The organism is Streptomyces sp. TLI_146 (assembly GCF_002846415.1).
GTDB lineage: Bacteria > Actinomycetota > Actinomycetes > Streptomycetales > Streptomycetaceae > Streptomyces.
Genome location: NZ_PJMX01000001.1, coordinates 5,435,123 through 5,452,536, shown reverse-complemented (window position 1 = coordinate 5,452,536; position 17,414 = coordinate 5,435,123). Strand labels below are relative to the sequence as shown.

Here is a 17,414-nt window from a genome sequence, read left to right as displayed (position 1 = left end):
CGCATGCCCGCAGACCTCGCCGTCATCGGACTCGGCCACTTCGGCCTGCCCCTCGCCCAGGCCGCCGCCGCCGCGGGCATCGAGACCGTCGGCCACGACACCGACCCCCGTGTCCTGGCCGAACTCCGCGCCGGGCGCCCCCCGGTCGACGGCTCCCTCACCGCCGCCGAGCTGCGCCGGATGCTCTCGGGCGGCTTCAGGACGGCCGCCGACCCGGCCGAGCTCGGCCGGGTCCGTACCGCCGTGATCTGCGCCCCCACCCCGCTCGGCGCGGACCGGACCCTGGACCTGAGCGCCGTCGCCGACGCGGCCCGTACGCTCGCGGCCCGGCTGCGCCCGCACACCACCGTGATCCTGGAGTCCGCCGCCCACCCCGGCACCACCGAGGACTTCCTGCGTCCGCTGCTCGAAGCGGGCTCGGGGCTGCGGGCCGGGCGCGACTTCCACCTCGCCTACTCCGCCAGCCGTATCGACCCCGGCAACCGCACGCACGGCTTCGCCACCACCCCCAAGGTCATCGGCGGTCTCACCCCCGCCTGCACCGAGTCCGCCGCCGCGTTCTACGGCCGGATCACCGACAAGGTGGTCCGCGCCCGCGGCACCCGCGAGGCCGAGATGGCCAAGCTCCTGGAGACCAACTACCGCGCGGTCAACATCGCGCTGGTCAACGAGATGGCCGTGCTCTGCCACGACATGGGCGTGGACCTGTGGGACGTGATCCGGTGCGCCGAGACCAAGCCGTTCGGCTTCCAGGCGTTCCGCCCGGGGCCGGGCGTCGGCGGCCACGGCGTCCCACTGGACCCGACCCCGCTGCCGTACACGGGCCTGCGGATGGTGGGGCTGGCCCGGGAGATCAACGCGCACATGCCGCAGTACGTCATCCAGCGCTCCACCACGCTCCTGAACGAGCACGGCAAGTCCGCCCGGGGCGCGCGCGTACTGCTGCTCGGCGTCACCTACAAGCCCGACCTCGCCGATCTGGAGGGCTCCCCGGCCGCCGAGATCGCGGGGCGGCTCATCGACCTCGGCGCGGCGGTGAGCTACCACGACCCGCACGTCCCGGACTGGCGCGTGCGCGACCAGCCCGTACCGCGCGCGGACTCGCTCTACGAGGCCGCCGCCCACGCCGACCTGACCGTGCTGCTCCAGCACCACCGCACGTACGACCTCCAGGGGCTCTCGGTCAAGGCCCAGCTGCTGCTCGACACCCGGGGCGTCACACCGGGGGGCGCCGCCCACCGACTCTGAAATCCGGTCACCGGCACACCCACCGGTTGCTACTCTTCGGGTCGCCCGATCGCACAGCCGTGCGCATTCACGGGCTCGTGCGTCCACTTACCTCGGGGGGATCCGAAGATGAGCCAGTCCTTTCCGCCGCCGCAGCAGCAGCCCCAGCCCCAGTTCCCGGGGTACGCCCCGGTCCCGCCGCCCGCACCGGTCCGCGACAACTTCGCCGGCGGGCTGCTGACCGCCATCGCCGCCGCCGTCGTCTGCGCGGGCGTCTACGGCGCGATCGTCGGCGCCACCAAGCACGAGATCGGCTACGCGGCCGTCGGTGTCGGCTTCCTGATCGGCTGGGCCTCGGGCAAGGTCGGCGGGCGCAACCCCGCCCTGCCGGTGCTCGGCGCGGTCCTCGCCCTCGGCTCCGTCTACGCGGGCCAGCTGGTCGGCGAGGCCATCCTCATCTCCAAGCACTTCCCCGTCAGCCTCTCGGAGCTGCTGTTCCAGCACCTCGACGTGGTGAACGAGGCCTGGAAGTCCGACGCCGACCCGATGACGTTCCTGTTCTTCGCGATCGCCGCGATCGCCGCGTTCTCCGGCTCCAAGAAGGCCGCCGCGTAACCGCCGCGTCCCCACACGCGAAAGGGGCCCGGACCGTCGAAACGGTCCGGGCCCCTTCACGTACGTAGTACGTAGGGCGTCAGCGCTTGTGCTGCGCGTCCGCCACCGTCACCTCGACGCGCTGGAACTCCTTGAGCTCGCTGTAGCCGGTGGTGGCCATCGAGCGGCGCAGGGCGCCGAAGAAGTTCATCGAGCCGTCCGGGATGTGCGACGGGCCGGTGAGGATCTCCTCGGTGGTGCCCACGATGCCCAGGTCGACCAGCTTGCCGCGCGGCACGTCCTCGTGGACGGCCTCCATGCCCCAGTGGTGGCCCTTGCCGGGCGCGTCCGTGGCACGGGCCAGCGGGGAGCCCATCATCACGGCGTCCGCGCCGCAGGCGATCGCCTTGGGCAGGTCGCCGGACCAGCCGACGCCGCCGTCCGCGATCACATGCACGTACCGGCCGCCGGACTCGTCCATGTAGTCGCGGCGGGCCGCGGCCACGTCGGCGACGGCGGTGGCCATCGGGACCTGGATGCCGAGCACGTTGCGCGTGGTGTGCGCGGCGCCGCCGCCGAAGCCCACCAGGACGCCGGCCGCGCCGGTGCGCATCAGGTGCAGGGCCGCGGTGTACGTGGCGCAGCCGCCGACGATCACCGGGACGTCCAGCTCGTAGATGAACTGCTTCAGGTTGAGCGGCTCGGCCGCGCCGGAGACGTGCTCCGCCGAGACGGTCGTGCCGCGGATGACGAAGATGTCGACACCCGCGTCCACCACGGCCTTGGAGAACTGCGCCGTGCGCTGCGGCGAGAGCGCGGCCGCGGTGACCACACCGGAGTCGCGCACCTCCTTGATGCGCTGCCCGATCAGCTCTTCCTTGATCGGGGCCGCGTAGATCTCCTGGAGGCGGCGGGTCGCGGCGGCCTCGTCCAGCTGGTCGATCTCGTCGAGCAGCGGCTGCGGGTCCTCGTACCGGGTCCACAGGCCTTCGAGGTTCAGCACGCCCAGACCGCCGAGCTCACCGATGCGGATCGCGGTCTGCGGCGACACGACGGAGTCCATCGGGGCGGCCAGGAACGGCAGCTCGAACCGGTAGGCGTCGATCTGCCAGGCGATCGAGACCTCCTTCGGGTCCCGGGTGCGCCGGCTCGGGACGATGGCGATGTCGTCGAACGCGTACGCCCTGCGGCCGCGCTTGCCGCGCCCGATCTCGATCTCAGTCACGTTGTGTGGGCCTTTCCCTCTACGTCTGCCGTCCCAGTATCCCCGACATGCGTGTCCCCGACATACGGGCGAGGGGCGGCCCCGGAAAACCGGGGCCGCCCCTCACTCCGTCCACGCGCGCGTGGGCGTGGTCAGCGCTTGGTGTAGTTCGGCGCCTCGACCGTCATCTGGATGTCGTGCGGGTGGCTCTCCTTGAGGCCCGCCGAGGTGATCCGGACGAACCGGCCGTTCGTCTGAAGCTCCGGGACCGTGCGGCCGCCGACGTAGAACATCGACTGGCGCAGGCCGCCGACCAGCTGGTGGACGACCGCGGAGAGCGGGCCGCGGTAGGGAACCTGGCCCTCGATGCCCTCGGGGACCAGCTTCTCGTCGGAGGCGACGCCCTCCTGGAAGTAGCGGTCCTTGGAGAAGGACTTGCGGTCGCCGCGGGACTGCATCGCACCGAGCGAGCCCATGCCCCGGTAGGACTTGAACTGCTTGCCGTTGATGAAGAGCAGCTCGCCCGGGGACTCCTCGCAGCCCGCCAGGAGCGAGCCGAGCATCACCGTGTCGGCGCCCGCGACCAGGGCCTTGGCGATGTCGCCCGAGTACTGCAGGCCGCCGTCGCCGATGACCGGGACGCCCGCGGCCTTGGCGGCGAGCGAGGCCTCGTAGATGGCGGTGACCTGCGGGACGCCGATACCGGCGACGACACGGGTCGTACAGATGGAGCCGGGGCCGACGCCGACCTTGATGCCGTCGACGCCCGCGTCGATCAGCGCCTGGGCGCCGTCGCGGGTGGCGATGTTGCCGCCGATGACGTCGACGCCTGCCGAGTTCGACTTGATCTTGGCGACCATGTCGCCGACCAGCCGGGAGTGGCCGTGGGCGGTGTCGACCACGATGAAGTCGACGCCGACCTCGATCAGCGCCTGGGCGCGCTCGTAGGCGTCGCCCGCGACACCGACGGCGGCGCCGACGACCAGCCGGCCGTCCTTGTCCTTGGCCGCGTTCGGGTACTTCTCGGCCTTGACGAAGTCCTTGACCGTGATGAGGCCCTTGAGGATGCCGGCCTCGTCGACGAGCGGCAGCTTCTCGATCTTGTGGCGGCGCAGCAGCTCCATCGCGTCCACACCGGAGATGCCGACCTTGCCGGTGACCAGCGGCATCGGGGTCATGACCTCGCGCACCTGGCGCGAGCGGTCGGACTCGAAGGCCATGTCGCGGTTGGTGACGATGCCGAGCAGCTTGCCCGCCGGGTCGGTGACCGGGACGCCGCTGATGCGGAACTTGGCGCACAGCTCGTCGGCCTCGCGCAGCGTCGCGTCCGGGTGGACGGTGATCGGGTCGGTCACCATGCCGGACTCGGAGCGCTTGACCAGGTCGACCTGGTTGGCCTGGTCCTCGATCGAGAGGTTGCGGTGCAGGACGCCGGCGCCGCCCTGGCGGGCCATCGCGATGGCCATGCGCGCCTCGGTGACCTTGTCCATCGCCGCGGACAGCAGCGGGACGTTCACCTTCACGTTCTTCGAGAGGTACGAGGAAGTGTCGATCTGGTCGGGCGCCATGTCGGACGCGCCCGGCAGCAGCAGCACGTCGTCGTATGTCAGCCCGAGCATCGCGAACTTGTCGGGCACTCCGTCGACGTTTGCAGTCATGACACCTTCCCCATGGCCTTGATCGGTGCGGATGTCCATGCTAACGGGCTGGCGCGGTGTCTCATTCCATGAACAAGATCAACCGAATTCTTTGTACGTTCACACGTACGTGAGGTGGGATGGGTGTACCTGAGACGGTGAGACGGGGTGCGGCCTACTGCTCGGCGAGCGCCCTCAGACGGCTGAGCGCCCGGTGCTGGGCGACCCGGACGGCGCCCGGCGACATCCCGAGCATCTGGCCGGTCTCCTCGGCGGTGAGGCCGACGGCGACCCGCAGCACCAGCAGTTCGCGCTGGTTCTCCGGCAGGTTGGCGAGCAGCTTCTTGGCCCACTCGGCGTCACTGCTGAGCAGTGCGCGCTCCTCGGGGCCCAGCGAGTCATCGGGCCGCTCGGGCATCTCGTCCGAGGGGACCGCCGTGGAGCCCGGGTGGCGCATCGCGGCCCGCTGGAGGTCGGCGACCTTGTGCGAGGCGATGGCGAACACGAACGCCTCGAAGGGCCTGCCGGTGTCCCGATAGCGCGGCAGCGCCATGAGCACGGCGACGCAGACCTCCTGCGCGAGGTCTTCCACGAAGTGGCGAGCATCACCCGGCAGACGGTTCAGCCGGGTGCGGCAGTAGCGCAGCGCGAGCGGGTGAACATGGGCCAGGAGATCGTGCGTGGCCTGTTCGTCGCCGTCGACGGCACGGTGAACGAGTGCACCGATCACCGTTGGCTCGTCGTCGCGCATCGATCCATGGTGCCCCGGCGTCGCAGAATCCGTGGCACCGCGTCCATAGTTGTGCACCGAAGCGTTATGAGCAGGTGCGCCGGAAGTCATCTCCTGCGCCCTCCCCTCCCGCTCGACCGACTCGTCCCCGAGGAACTCCACACCTTCAAGGATGCGGCATCGCGCGCGAAGCGTCACACGCCGCTCCTCGGAGCGGGGGTACGGACCCGCCCGCCGACGACGGACGGGGATCCGGCGGACCGCTCCGCGGGCCGGTCAGCGCACCAGGCCCCAGCGGAAGCCGAGTGCCACCGCATGTGCCCGGTCCGAGGCACCGAGTTTCTTGAACAGCCGCCTGGCGTGCGTCTTCACGGTGTCCTCCGAGAGGAAGAGCTCGCGCCCGATCTCGGCGTTGGACCGGCCGTGGCTCATGCCTTCGAGCACCTGGATCTCGCGCGCGGTGAGCGTGGGCGCCGCGCCCATCTCGGCCGAACGCAGTCTGCGCGGCGCCAGCCGCCAGGTCGGGTCGGCGAGCGCCTGCGTGACGGTCGCGCGCAGCTCCGCGCGCGAGGCGTCCTTGTGCAGATAGCCGCGAGCGCCGGCGGCGACGGCGAGCGCCACCCCGTCGAGGTCCTCGGCGACCGTCAGCATGATGATGCGGGCGCCCGGGTCGGCGGACAGCAGCCGCCGGACGGTCTCCACGCCGCCCAGACCGGGCATGCGTACGTCCATCAGAATCAGGTCCGAGCGGTCGGCACCCCAGCGGCGGAGGACTTCCTCGCCGTTGGCCGCCGTCGTCACACGCTCGACGCCCGGCACGGTCGCTACCGCACGTCGGAGCGCCTCTCGGGCAAGCGGGGAGTCGTCGCAGACGAGGACGGATGTCATGGCCGCCCTCCGCAGCTGATGCGCGTCACCTTGAGCCTCCAGGCTGGTTACGTATCGTCACCTGTGCGATTGACGCTCTCGGACACCTGCCCGAGCGCTTGTTCTTTCAACCGCTCCGCACTCTCAACGACGGTCACTCGAAAGAGTTACGGGTCGGACGGGCACCTTCGGCACTCTACGTGAGGAAGCGTGTGCGCCGGGCGCGCATCGCGGCTCACCCGTCGTTCGCTTGGAGCTATGCCCCATTTAGCGGCTTTTCTTCCCTTTTCCTGGTGTCTGTGGCTAGATTCGCAATGAGTCATATTTACATCTACTAACACCGTAGATGTACGTTCGTCGGTACACCCCAGTGATCCGGGGTACCCGGCCCATCCACCTCAGGCACGGCTTCAAGGGGACATGAGCAATGGCAGATTTCTCCCGCCTTCCCGGACCGAACGCCGATCTGTGGGACTGGCAGCTCCTCGCCGCATGCCGCGGGGTCGACAGCTCCCTCTTCTTCCACCCGGAGGGCGAACGCGGCGCGGCCAGGAGTGCGCGCGAGAACTCGGCGAAAGAGGTGTGCATGCGCTGCCCGGTACGCGCCCAGTGCGCCGCGCACGCCCTCGCGGTGCGCGAGCCCTACGGCGTATGGGGCGGACTCACCGAGGACGAGCGCGAAGAGCTGATGGGCAGGGCGCGCAACCGGCTGGTGACGGCGGCGGGCGCGGGAGCGCCGGGCGAGCGGGGCCACGGCTAGCGCCGAGGCGCCCCGGATTCGCAGAAACGTTCCTGCGCCGGATGGCGCAACCTCTGAGCGGGGGCACGCGCCCGGCCGCCCGGCGCTCAGTTGCGGGCGGCCGCTCCGGCCAGCTGGTCCAGGGTGGCCGCGACGGCCGGGACCCTGGCCAGGTCGGGCAGCGTGAGCGCGACGATCTCGCGCTCCACGGCAGGCTCCACCGTGACCGTACGGGCGCCCTTCGGGCGTACCGAGGCGATCGCCAGCTCCGGCAGCACCGCGACCCCGAGCCCGGCCCCGACCAGGCCGATCACGGCCGGGTAGTCGTCGGTGGCGAAGTCGATGCGCGGGGTGAAGCCGGACTCCTCGCAGACATCGACCAGTTGGCGCCGGCAGCGCGGGCAGCCCGCGATCCACGGCTCTTCGGCGAGGTCGCGGATGTCGACCGTGCCGCTCTCGGCCAGCCGGTGCCCTTCGGGGACGAGCCCGACCAGGCGGTCGATCAGCAGCGGCCGTACGACCAGGTCGTCCCACTCCTCCGCGGTGGCCGCCCCGTACCGGAAGGCGAGCGCGATGTCGCAGTCGCCCTCGCGCAGCATCTCCACCGAGCGCGGCGGCTCGGCCTCGACCAGGGAGACGCGGGTGCCGGGGTGGGCGGCGCGCAGCGCCGCCAGCGCGCTGGGCACCAGGGTGGAGGAGCCGCTGGGGAAGGAGACGAGCCGGACCCGGCCCGCGCGCAGGCCCGCGATGGCCGCGACCTCCTCCTCGGCTGCGGTGAGGCCCGCGAGGATGCCGGAGGCGTGCCGCACCAGGACCTCGCCGGCCTGGGTGAGCCGGGTCTCGCGGCCGGTGCGGATGAGCAGCGGGGTGCCCGCGGACGTTTCGAGGGCCTTCATCTGCTGGCTGACGGCGGGCTGGGTGCAGCCGAGCTCGCGCGCGGCGGCCGAGAAGGAGCCGGTGGCGGCGACGGCGCGCAGGACGCGGAGATGACGGGCCTCGATCACTCTGCGAGCATAAGGGCTACTTGGAGATCACGCGGGATATCGGGTAGCTGCTTTGAGACAGTTCGGGTTAGCGTGCGCCTCATGAAGCTTCTGTCTGTGAACGCGGGGCGGGCCACGGCCGTCGACTACACCGACGCCGAGGGCGGGCTCACCGGCATCGGCAAGCGCCCGGTGGAGGGCCCCGTACGCATCTTCCGGCCCGGCCCCAAGGGCGTGGGCGCCAGCGGGGTCGCGGGCGACGACGTGTGCGACACGCGCCACCACGGCGGCGACCACCAGGCGGTCTACGCCTACGCGCGCGAGGATCTCGACGCCTGGGAGAAGGAGCTGGGCCGCGAGCTGCCCGGCGGGATCTTCGGCGAGAACCTCACCACGTACGGCGTCGACGTCAGCGACGCCCGGATCGGCGAGCGCTGGCGGATAGGGGCGGACGTGGTCCTGGAGGTCTCCTGCGCGCGCATTCCGTGCCGTACGTTCGCGGGCGCCCTGGGCGAGCAGGGGTGGGTCAAGCGGTTCACCCAGGCCCAGGCGCCCGGTGCCTACCTCCGGGTGATCGAGGAGGGCGAGATCCGCGCGGGCGACGCGATCGAGGTCGTCCACCGGCCCGCGCACGAGGTGTCGGCGGCGTTCTGGTTCCGCGCCTTCACCACCGAACGGGAGCTGCTGCCGCGCACCCTGGCGGCGGGCGAGGCGATGCCTCCGGAGCGCCACGACACCGTACGCAAGTACATGGAGCGGCAGGCCGCCCGGCCGGCTTCCTGACCGGACAGGGCGTCACACCGCTGTCACCTGTGGGCATTAACGTGCGCGTATGACGACTGCACTGATTACGGGAGCTACGGCGGGAATCGGGGCCGCGTTCGCGCGGCGGCTGGCCAGGGACGGGCACGACCTGGTGCTGGTGGCCCGTGACGGCAAGCGGCTGCGGGAGCAGGCCACCGAGTTGCACGACCGGCACGGCGTGGAGGTCGACGTGCTGGTCGCCGACCTGTCCACGGAGGACGGCATCACGGCGGTCGAGAGCAGGCTCGCGGAGCCCCGCAAGCCGGTCGACCTGCTGGTCAACAACGCGGGGTTCGGCAACAAGGGCCGCTATCTGGACGTGTCCATGGCCGACGAGCTCAAGATGCTGAAGGTGCACATCGAGGCGGTGCTGCGGCTGACGTCGGCCGCGACCGAGGGGATGCGCGAGCGCGGGCGCGGCGGGGTCGTCAACGTCGCCTCGGTCGCCGCGTTCGTACCGCGCGGGACCTACGGCGCCTCCAAGGCGTGGGTCGTGCAGTTCACCCAGGGCGCGGCGCGCGACCTGGCGGGGTCCGGGGTGCGGCTGATGGCGCTGTGCCCGGGCTTCGTACGGACGGAGTTCCACCAGCGGGCCGGGATGGGCACCGACAACATCCCCGGCTGGCTGTGGCTGGACGCCGACAAGCTGGTGACGGCGGCGCTCTCGGACCTCGCGCGCGGGAAGACGCTGTCGATCCCGGACCCGCGCTACAAGGCGCTGATGGGCGTGGTGAAGCTGGCCCCGCGCGGCCTCCTGGGCGGCGTCACGTCCCGGACGGGCCGCAAGTACGGCCCTCAGTAAGGCGATCGGTCCCTTCGGGCAGGCCGTCCACGCCGAGCGTGAGCTCGGACGCCGTGCCGTCGCTCCAGGTCACCCGGACCGTGTGCCCCTCGACCCGGACGGCCGTGACCAGGTCGGACACCGGGGCCGGGCGCTCCTCTCCCGTGAGCGAGGCGAGCGCGACGAAGACGGACGGGCCGTCCCCGGTGGCCCCGTCGAGGACGGCCACGCGTGCGCGCGGGCCGAACAGGGTGGATCCGGCTTCCACTACGCGCGCGTGGGGCCCGTACCCCTCGACGGCGTGGAGTTGGCCGGTCTCGTCCGAGTGAGTGACGGCCCACCCCGTCTGGCGCACCCGGGTGCCGGGCGGGACCCCGTCGACGAGGTGGGCGCGGACCTCGGCGCGGCCGTGGACGAGGGTGGCCGAGACGATCCGTACGCCGGGCAGCGGCCGCGTGGCGGAGGCGGCCCAGCCGGGACCGTGGCCGACGGGCTCGGCGGGCCCCCGGGCCGTGACGGTGCCGTCGTCCAGGACGAGCCCGAAGTGGTTGTCGCGCACACCGGCCGAGGCCGGGCCGGTGCGCGTCGAGTACGCGAACCGGGCGTAGCAGGGGTCCTCCTCGGTGCCGACGTGGCTGTTGGTGCCGTGGTTGTGGAGGCGTACGAGGCCGTCCGAAGCGGTGGACTGGATCAGGGTGTTGGGCGCGCGCAGGACCACCGCCGCGTCCCCCTTCTCCACCGGCAGCGGCTCCTCCACCGCCGTCCACACCGGGTGCTCCGGCGGCATGAGGAGACCGAGGAATCCTTTCGCCGCCCAGTACGGGGAGGCCGGGCCCGAATAGCTCTGCACGATCGGCGGGTACGGGCCGTGCCAGCCCAGGGTGAGCAGCCCCCGCCCGTCGACCGCGCCCCGCCCGCCGACCGCGCCCCGGCCGGGCTCGCGGCCCGTGAAGTACCGCAACGCGCCGGAGGCCAGGCGGCGGGTGGCGCCCGGGGTGAGCGGGGTGTGGCCGGTGAGCGCGCCGAGCCAGGGGGCCGCGGCGGCGGCGAAACGGTAGGTGAGGGAGCGCCCGTACGGCATCGGGGCGCCGTCGGCTCCGAACATCCGGGTGTACGCGTCGAGATGGGCGTGCAGCCGGGGGCCGTAGCGGTCGAGGAGTTCCCGGTTGTCACCCAAATGAGCGTGCAGGACGGGATAGAAGTGGAGCGCCCAGCCGTTGTAGTGGTCGAAGGAGCGGTTGGGGCCGTCGCTGTACCAGCCGTCGCCGAGGTACCACTGATCGACGTGTTCCAGCGCGCGTTCGACGGTAGCCGCGGCGCGGTCGGTCTCGATCCCGGCGTCCTGGAGGAATCCGGCGACGGTGAGGCCGAAGAACCACCAGTTGTTGTCGACGGGCGAGGGGCCGAGGGCGGGCAGCAGCCAGTCGACGACGCGCTCGCGCACGCGGTCGTCGAGCCCGTCCCAGAGCCAGGGGCGGGTGAGGCGCAGCCCGAGGGCGACGGAGGCGGACTCGACGACGGCCTGGCGCACCTCGGCCATCCGGGGCCACGCGTCGAGTGCTCCGCTGCCCAACTCCCCCGTGGGCAGCGGGTGTTCGGTGCCGGATGCCAGGCCTTCGGCGTAGCGGTCGAGGTGGCCGTGCGGGTCGTCGCCGTGCGCGCCCGCGATCCGCAGCGCGGCGAGCAGCCAGGTGCGGGCGTACCCTTCGAGGCCGTCGGAGCGGGGACCGGACCGGCTCGGGCGCGCGCCGGGCAGGTTGATCAGGCCGTGGCGCGGTGAGGCGTACGGGCGTACGGCGAGCAGGAGTTGGTCGGCCGTGCGCTCCCAGTGGGCACGGGTCCAGCCGGTGCAGGGGCTGAGCTCGTGGTTGCTGGGCTGCTGGTTGCCGAACTCGTGGTCGCCGGGTTCATGGTTGCCGAGCTCACGGTTCACCGGCGGTGTCGGCATGGTGGCTCCCCCCATCGCGTCGCCACCGGTCGCCTGGACGCCGGGCGCACCGGCCTGCGGTGCCGGTCGGTCGGCGTGTGTCAGCCGGCGTCGTCGGGCGGTTCCGGAGTCCGGAATGTAGGGCTCTGGCTGATCGAACGTCAATGGAGTCGGACCGATTGATCGAAACTCTCGGCGTTCGATCACGGTGCATTAGGGTCGTGGCCCCGGGAGACCGGTCGCCACACTGCGAGCCACACTGCGAGGGGGACTGCCGCCGTGCGAGAGAGTGCTGCTGAACGTCACGACCGACTGCTGGAGCTGGTGCGCCGGCGCGGCTCGGCCCGGGTCTCCGACCTGGCGGGCCAGTTGGGCGTCTCCCCCGTGACCGTGCGGCGGGACGTGGAGGCGTTGGCCGTACGGGGCCTGCTCGACCGGGTGCACGGCAAGGTCTCCTGGCCGCACCAGGAGGGCACGCCCGGGGCACCCGCGCCGGGCGGCCCCGGCGGCGGCCGCGAGGTGGTGCTCGGCATGATCGCGCCCACCGCCACGTACTACTTCGCCGAGGTCATCCGGGGTGCGCACGAGGCGGCGGCCGCCGCGGGGGCGCGGCTGATCCTGCGGATCTCGGACTACCGGCCGCAGGAGGACGCGGCCCGGGCCGCCGGGCTGCTGGCCGCCGGGGCGGAGGGGCTGCTGGTCGCGCCGGGCTGGAAGGAGCCGCACGACCCGGCCGAGCACGGGCGGTGGATCACCGAACTGCCCGTCCCCACCGTGCTCCTGGAGCGGCGCGGGGTGCCCGGCGGGGCCCTGGACGACCTGGACCGGGTCTGCTCGGACCACGGGCACGGGGTGCTCCTCGCCGTACGGCACCTGACCGGGCTCGGGCACCGGGCGCCGCTGCTGGTGGCGCGGGCCGACAGCCCGACGGCGCTGGCGGTGCGCGCCGGGTACCGGCAGGCGCTGGACGCGCTGGGGCTCGCGGCGCCGTGCCCGGTGATCGACTCGGTCCCGGCAGAGGCGGATCCGGCGGGGTTCGAGGCGGCTGTACGGGCGCTGCTCGCGGCCGTCCGCGCCGGGGAGGCGACGGCGGCCCTGGTCCACAACGACGTGGACGCGATCCGGATCGCCCAGCGGCTGGGCGAGCTGGGCGTGCGGGTGCCGCAGGACCTGGCGCTCGTGGCGTACGACGACGAGGTGGCGGCGCTCGCGGACATCCCGCTGACGGCGGTGGCGCCGCCCAAGCACGAGGTGGGGCGGTATGCGGCGCAGCTGCTGATCGAGCGGCTGCGCGGGACCCCGGCGGGGCCGGACGGGCAGCCGAGCCGCCATGTGGACCTGCTGCCCCGGCTGCGGGTGCGGTCCTCGTGCGGGGGGCAGGGGGCAGGCGCGACCGGCGGCTCGGCGAGCCCCGTGCGGCAAGTGGTCTAGACCTCTACCCTCTCCAACTCCCGGTTCGATCATTTTTCGATCAATCGAACTTTCGCTCTTGACTTCGGTCAGGACCGGCTCAAGGATCGCGGCCATCGCCTCGTCCCCTCACGTTCAGGAGCCGTCCCGTGAGCCGCAGTTGGACCAGATCGAACGCCGCCGCCTCCGCGCTCTCCGCCGTCACCGCCCTCGCCCTGCTCACGGCATGCGGGGGCGGAGACGGCGACTCCTCCGACGCGGGCAGGGGCACCGCCGACAAGCCCGTCAGCCTGACCTTCTGGGCGTGGCAGAAGGGGTCGAAGGACGTCGTGGACGCCTTCAACGCCTCGCACAGGAACATCCGGGTCACGTTCGAGGAGATACCGTCCGGCAACGCCGGCGGCTACGCCAAGATCTCCAACGCCGTGAAGGCGGGCAACGCCCCGGACCTGGTCGCCGTCGAGTACCCGATGCTCCCCGAGTTCGTCAGCCAGGGTGCGCTCCAGGAAATCGGCCCGTACCTGCCGGACGACCTGAGGAAGAAGTTCCTGCCGCAGGCGGTCGACCTCACCACGCTGGGCGGCAAGAGCTGGGCCGTACCGTTCGACGCCACGCCCCAGACGTACTTCTACCGCAAGGACTTCTTCGAGAAGTACAAGATCGAGGTGCCGAAGACCTGGGCGGAGTTCCGTACCGCTGCCGAGAAGGCGAAGGAGGCCGACCCGAAGGCGCGGATCGCGACCTTCATGCCGGACGACCCCACCACCTTCGAGGCGATGGCCTGGCAGGCCGGCGCCCAGTGGTTCAAGGCCGAGGGCGACACCTGGAAGATCGACACCTCGGACGCCGCCACCGGCAAGGTCGCCGACTACTGGCAGGGGCTGATCGACGACAAGCTCGTGCAGACGGCCGTCTCCTTCAGTCCCGAGTGGACGGCCGCGCTCAAGGACGGCTCGACCGTCGGCTACCTCGGCGCCTCCTGGGGCGCGGGCGTCCTCAAGTCGACCCTGCCCGACCAGAGCGGCAAGTGGGGCATCGCACCGGTCCCCAGCTGGGACGGCAAGCCCGCCAGCGGGATGCTCGGCGGCTCCACCTGGGCGGTGACCAAGGGCAGCAGGAAGGCCGCGGCGGCCGTCGAGTTCGCCACCTGGATGTCGACCAGCGAGGACGGTGTCAGGGCGCGGATCGCCCCGGGCACGTCCAGCGCCTTCCCCGCCGACGTCTCGCTGCGCCCGGCCGCCAAGAAGGCCTTCGACGCCGGGTTCTACGGCGGCCAGGACATCTACGGCCTGTTCGACGCGGCGGGTGCCTCGATCAACCCCCGCTGGAGCTGGGGCCCAACCACCGGCACCACCAACACCACGCTCAAGGACCAGTTCGGCAAGGTCCCCGGCGGTTCGGTCACCGTCAGGGGCGCGGTGAAGGCGGCCCATGACGCGACGGTGGCCGAGCTGAAGAAGCGCGGGCTGAAGGTCGAGGGCTGACCGTGGCCGCCAAGCCCCGGACCAGTCGCCGCACGGGCGCCGCCGCGGGCGTCCTGCTCGCCCCCTTCTTCGTCCTGTTCACCGCGGTGACGGTGGTGCCGGTCGGATACGCCCTCTGGCTGAGCCTGTTCACCGAGAAGCAGTCGGGGCTGGGGTTCGGCGGCGCCGAGTCCGTCTTCAGCGGGCTCGACAACTACACCGCCGCCCTGGGCGACCGGGCCTTCCGCGACGGCTTCTGGATCCTGCTCGGCTACTGCGCCGTCTACATCCCCCTGATGGTCGGCGGGGCGCTCGCCCTCGCCCTGCTGCTCGACTCGGGGCTGGCCCGGGCCCGCCGCTTTTTCCAGCTGGCGCTCTTCCTGCCGCACGCCGTGCCGGGCATCATCGCCGCGCTGATCTGGGTGTACCTCTACACCCCCGGCCTCAGCCCGGTCGTGCGGGCCATGGACTCCGGCGGCCTCGGCTTCAGCTTCTTCTCCCCCGGCGGCGCCCTCCCCTCCGTGGTCAACATCGCGCTGTGGGAGTGGCTCGGCTACAACATGGTGATCTTCTACGCGGCCCTCCAGGCCATCGACCGGTCCGTCCTGGAGGCGGCCACGGTGGACGGCGCGGGCGCCTGGCGCACCGCGTTCAGCATCAAGATCCCGCTGGTGAGGGCCTCGTTGGGGATGGTCGCGCTGTTCACCGTCATCGGCTCGCTCCAGCTGTTCACCGAGCCGCTGATCCTCAACCAGGGCTCCGGCTCGGCGGTCACCTCCACCTGGACGCCCACCATGTACGCCTACACCGCGGCCTTCGCCCGCAACGACTACGGCCTCGCCGCCGCCGCGGCCGTCCTGCTCGCCCTCACCGCTGCGCTGCTCTCCTTCGTCGTCACCCGCCTCACCACCCGGAAGGGGGCGCGGACATGACCTCCCCGGCCACCACCGGCTCCACCGGCCCCACCGGCCCCACCGCGAAACCCGAACCCGCACCCGCACCCGCACCCGCACCCGCCGGGCCCGCTCCCCGTACCGCCGCGACCGTCCGTACGAAAGCGGCGCCCGCGCCCGGACGCTGGCTCTCCAAGACGGCGGTCAACGGCGTACTGCTGCTCTCCGCCGCCTACACGCTCTTCCCCCTCGTCTGGCTGGTCACCGCCGCCACCAAGGACACCGGCGGACTGCTCTCCGGCGACGCCTTCTCCTTCGAGGGCTTCGACCTCGGCCACAACCTCTCCGAGCTGGTGTCCTACCACGACGGCGTCTATCTGCGCTGGTACCTCAACTCCCTGCTGTACGCGGGCGGGGGCGCGCTCGTCTGCGCGCTGATCAGCACCGCCGCCGGGTACGCCTTCGACAAGTACCGCTTCCGGGGCAAGGAGAAGCTGTTCGGGGTGGTCCTGCTCGGCGTGCTCGTGCCGTCCACCGCGCTCGCGCTGCCGATGTATCTGCTCGCCAGCGAGACGGGGCTCGTCAACACCTACTGGTCGGTGCTCGTCCCGGTCCTGGTGAACCCCTTCGGGGTCTACCTCTCCCGGGTGTTCAGCGCGAGCCATATCCCAGACGAGGCGCTGGAGGCGGCGCGGATCGACGGGGCGGGCGAGCTGCGCGCCTTCTGGTCGATCGGGCTGCGGATGGTCATGCCCGGGTTCGTCACCGTGTTCCTCTTCCAGTTCACCGCGATCTGGAACAACTTCTTCCTCCCCCTGGTGATGCTCTCGGACCAGAAGCTCTTCCCGCTGAGCCTCGGTCTGTACGCGTGGAACTCCAACACCCACGCCGAGCCCTCCTTCTACCCCCTCGTCGTCACCGGCTCCCTCCTCGCCGTCCTCCCCCTCGTCGTCGCCTTCGTCGCCCTCCAGCGGCACTGGAAGGCGGGTCTCACGGCGGGCGGCGTCAAGTGACCGGACGGACGCACAGCCGGTTACCCATGGACAACGCCCCCGTGAGGAGCCCGAGTTCCACCATGCACCACACCACTGACAACCGCCCCGCCGTCCTCCTCGCCATGGGCCCCGGGATCGCCGAGCGCCTGCTCGCCGAGCGGCACCGCACCCGCCTCGCCGCGCTCGCCCGTACCGACCCGTACCTCGTCGCCCACGAGCTCGTCGCGCCCGCACCGGCCGTGGCGGCGGCGCTCGCCGAGGCCGATGTGCTGCTGACCTGCTGGGGCGCGCCGCCGCTGACCGCCGAGGTGCTGGCCTCGGCGCCCCGGCTGCGGGCCGTCGTGCACGCCGCCGGGTCGGTGAAGCACCACATCACCGAGGCGTGCTGGGACCGGGGCATCACGGTGACCTCGGCGGCGGCGGCCAACGCGCTGCCGGTCGCCGAGTACACGCTGGCCGCGATCCTCTTCGCGGGCAAGCGCGTGCTGGCCTCGGCCCGGCGGTACGCGGAGCTGCGCGCCCCGCACGACTGGCTGCGCGAGAGCGACGGCACCGGCAACTACCGGCGCACGGTCGGTCTGGTCGGCGCCTCCCGGATCGGCCGCCGGGTGATCGAGCTGCTGCGCCCGTTCGACTTCCGGGTGCTGCTGCACGACCCGTACGTCGACGGGGCCGAGGCGGCCCGGCTGGGCGTCGAGCTCGTCGGCCTGGACGAGCTGTGCGCCCGCAGCGGCGTCGTCTCCGTCCACGCGCCGCAGCTCCCGGCCACCGAGCGCATGATCGGCGCCCGTCAGCTCGCCGCGATGCCCGACGGGGCGACCCTGATCAACACCGCGCGCGGCTCCCTGGTGGACGGGCCCGACCTGCTCGGCGAGCTCCTCTCCGGCCGCCTCCACGCCGTACTGGACGTCACCGAGCCCGAACTCCCGCCCCGCGAGAGCCCGTTGTACGACCTACCCAACGTCCTCCTCACCCCGCACATCGCCGGCTCGCTCGGCAACGAGCTGCACCGGATGGCGGACCTGGCACTGGACGAGGTGGAGCGGTTCGCGGCCGGTGAACCCTTCGCGGACCCGGTCCACGCGGCGGCCCTGGGCCACTCGGCATGAGATAAAACCACCTAAACTGGACGTATTCCCATGCGGACCGCAGCCCAGGGA

16 protein-coding genes are annotated in these 17,414 nt (G+C 72.0%); 10 read left to right on the top strand and 6 right to left on the bottom strand.

Going from position 1 to position 17,414, the window contains the following annotated elements; all coding sequences use genetic code 11:
- Nucleotides 1-3 precede the first annotated feature (3 nt).
- A complete protein-coding gene (locus BX283_RS24540; protein WP_101389652.1) occupies nucleotides 4-1,248 on the top strand; it encodes a nucleotide sugar dehydrogenase in 1,245 nt (414 codons plus the stop codon).
- A 108-nt stretch (nucleotides 1,249-1,356) separates the two neighbouring features.
- Nucleotides 1,357-1,842: a hypothetical protein gene (locus BX283_RS24535; protein WP_257583750.1), complete on the top strand. Its 486-nt coding sequence runs from the start codon at nucleotides 1,357-1,359 to the stop codon at nucleotides 1,840-1,842.
- 79 nt (nucleotides 1,843-1,921) lie between these two features.
- Here BX283_RS24535 and BX283_RS24530 read toward each other — a convergent pair whose 3' ends face one another.
- The 4 genes from BX283_RS24530 to BX283_RS24515 form a co-directional block, all read right to left on the bottom strand.
- Nucleotides 1,922-3,046, bottom strand: coding sequence for a GuaB3 family IMP dehydrogenase-related protein (locus BX283_RS24530; protein ID WP_067163242.1), 1,125 nt, complete (start codon nucleotides 3,044-3,046; stop codon nucleotides 1,922-1,924).
- Between the two features lie 131 nt (nucleotides 3,047-3,177).
- Nucleotides 3,178-4,683 (bottom strand): IMP dehydrogenase, encoded by a 1,506-nt coding sequence (gene guaB / locus BX283_RS24525; protein WP_101389651.1) that lies wholly within the window; start codon nucleotides 4,681-4,683, stop codon nucleotides 3,178-3,180.
- A 154-nt stretch (nucleotides 4,684-4,837) separates the two neighbouring features.
- Nucleotides 4,838-5,413, bottom strand: coding sequence for a sigma-70 family RNA polymerase sigma factor (locus tag BX283_RS24520; protein WP_067163238.1), 576 nt, complete (start codon nucleotides 5,411-5,413; stop codon nucleotides 4,838-4,840).
- 255 nt (nucleotides 5,414-5,668) lie between these two features.
- Nucleotides 5,669-6,280 carry a response regulator transcription factor gene (locus BX283_RS24515; protein WP_003948568.1) on the bottom strand — a complete coding sequence of 204 codons (612 nt, stop codon included), beginning with the start codon at nucleotides 6,278-6,280 and terminating at the stop codon, nucleotides 5,669-5,671.
- Nucleotides 6,281-6,686: 406 nt separating this feature from the next.
- On the opposite strand from BX283_RS24515, the gene BX283_RS24510 reads away from it, so the two are divergent.
- Nucleotides 6,687-7,019 carry a WhiB family transcriptional regulator gene (locus tag BX283_RS24510; RefSeq protein ID WP_101389650.1) on the top strand — a complete coding sequence of 111 codons (333 nt, stop codon included), beginning with the start codon at nucleotides 6,687-6,689 and terminating at the stop codon, nucleotides 7,017-7,019.
- 86 nt (nucleotides 7,020-7,105) lie between these two features.
- Here the strand turns inward: BX283_RS24510 and BX283_RS24505 are convergent, their stop codons facing one another.
- Entirely contained in the window at nucleotides 7,106-8,002 is an 897-nt protein-coding gene (locus BX283_RS24505; RefSeq protein WP_101389649.1) for a LysR family transcriptional regulator, read from the bottom strand.
- Nucleotides 8,003-8,083: 81 nt separating this feature from the next.
- Between BX283_RS24505 and BX283_RS24500 the strand changes: the two genes are divergently transcribed.
- On the top strand, nucleotides 8,084-8,764 hold the full coding sequence (locus BX283_RS24500; RefSeq protein ID WP_101392550.1) for an MOSC domain-containing protein: 681 nt from the start codon (nucleotides 8,084-8,086) through the stop codon (nucleotides 8,762-8,764).
- 49 nt (nucleotides 8,765-8,813) lie between these two features.
- Nucleotides 8,814-9,587, top strand: coding sequence for an SDR family oxidoreductase (locus BX283_RS24495; RefSeq protein ID WP_101389648.1), 774 nt, complete (start codon nucleotides 8,814-8,816; stop codon nucleotides 9,585-9,587).
- Here BX283_RS24495 and BX283_RS24490 read toward each other — a convergent pair.
- On the bottom strand, nucleotides 9,550-11,514 hold the full coding sequence (locus BX283_RS24490) for a DUF2264 domain-containing protein (RefSeq protein WP_101389647.1): 1,965 nt from the start codon (nucleotides 11,512-11,514) through the stop codon (nucleotides 9,550-9,552). The two genes, BX283_RS24495 and BX283_RS24490, sit on opposite strands and share 38 nt — an antisense overlap.
- A gap of 258 nt (nucleotides 11,515-11,772) precedes the next feature.
- On the opposite strand from BX283_RS24490, the gene BX283_RS24485 reads away from it, so the two are divergent.
- From BX283_RS24485 to BX283_RS24465, 5 genes are all read left to right on the top strand, one after another.
- Nucleotides 11,773-12,924, top strand: coding sequence for a substrate-binding domain-containing protein (locus BX283_RS24485; protein ID WP_101389646.1), 1,152 nt, complete (start codon nucleotides 11,773-11,775; stop codon nucleotides 12,922-12,924).
- A 128-nt stretch (nucleotides 12,925-13,052) separates the two neighbouring features.
- On the top strand, nucleotides 13,053-14,387 hold the full coding sequence (locus tag BX283_RS24480; protein WP_101389645.1) for an ABC transporter substrate-binding protein: 1,335 nt from the start codon (nucleotides 13,053-13,055) through the stop codon (nucleotides 14,385-14,387).
- A gap of 2 nt (nucleotides 14,388-14,389) precedes the next feature.
- Nucleotides 14,390-15,298 (top strand): carbohydrate ABC transporter permease, encoded by a 909-nt coding sequence (locus BX283_RS24475; protein WP_101389644.1) that lies wholly within the window; start codon nucleotides 14,390-14,392, stop codon nucleotides 15,296-15,298.
- Nucleotides 15,295-16,272 (top strand): carbohydrate ABC transporter permease, encoded by a 978-nt coding sequence (locus BX283_RS24470; RefSeq protein WP_101389643.1) that lies wholly within the window; start codon nucleotides 15,295-15,297, stop codon nucleotides 16,270-16,272. Before BX283_RS24475 ends, BX283_RS24470 begins: the two co-directional genes overlap by 4 nt.
- Nucleotides 16,273-16,334: 62 nt before the next feature.
- Nucleotides 16,335-17,363 carry a hydroxyacid dehydrogenase gene (locus tag BX283_RS24465; RefSeq protein WP_101389642.1) on the top strand — a complete coding sequence of 343 codons (1,029 nt, stop codon included), beginning with the start codon at nucleotides 16,335-16,337 and terminating at the stop codon, nucleotides 17,361-17,363.
- The last annotated feature ends 51 nt before the right edge of the window (nucleotides 17,364-17,414 follow it).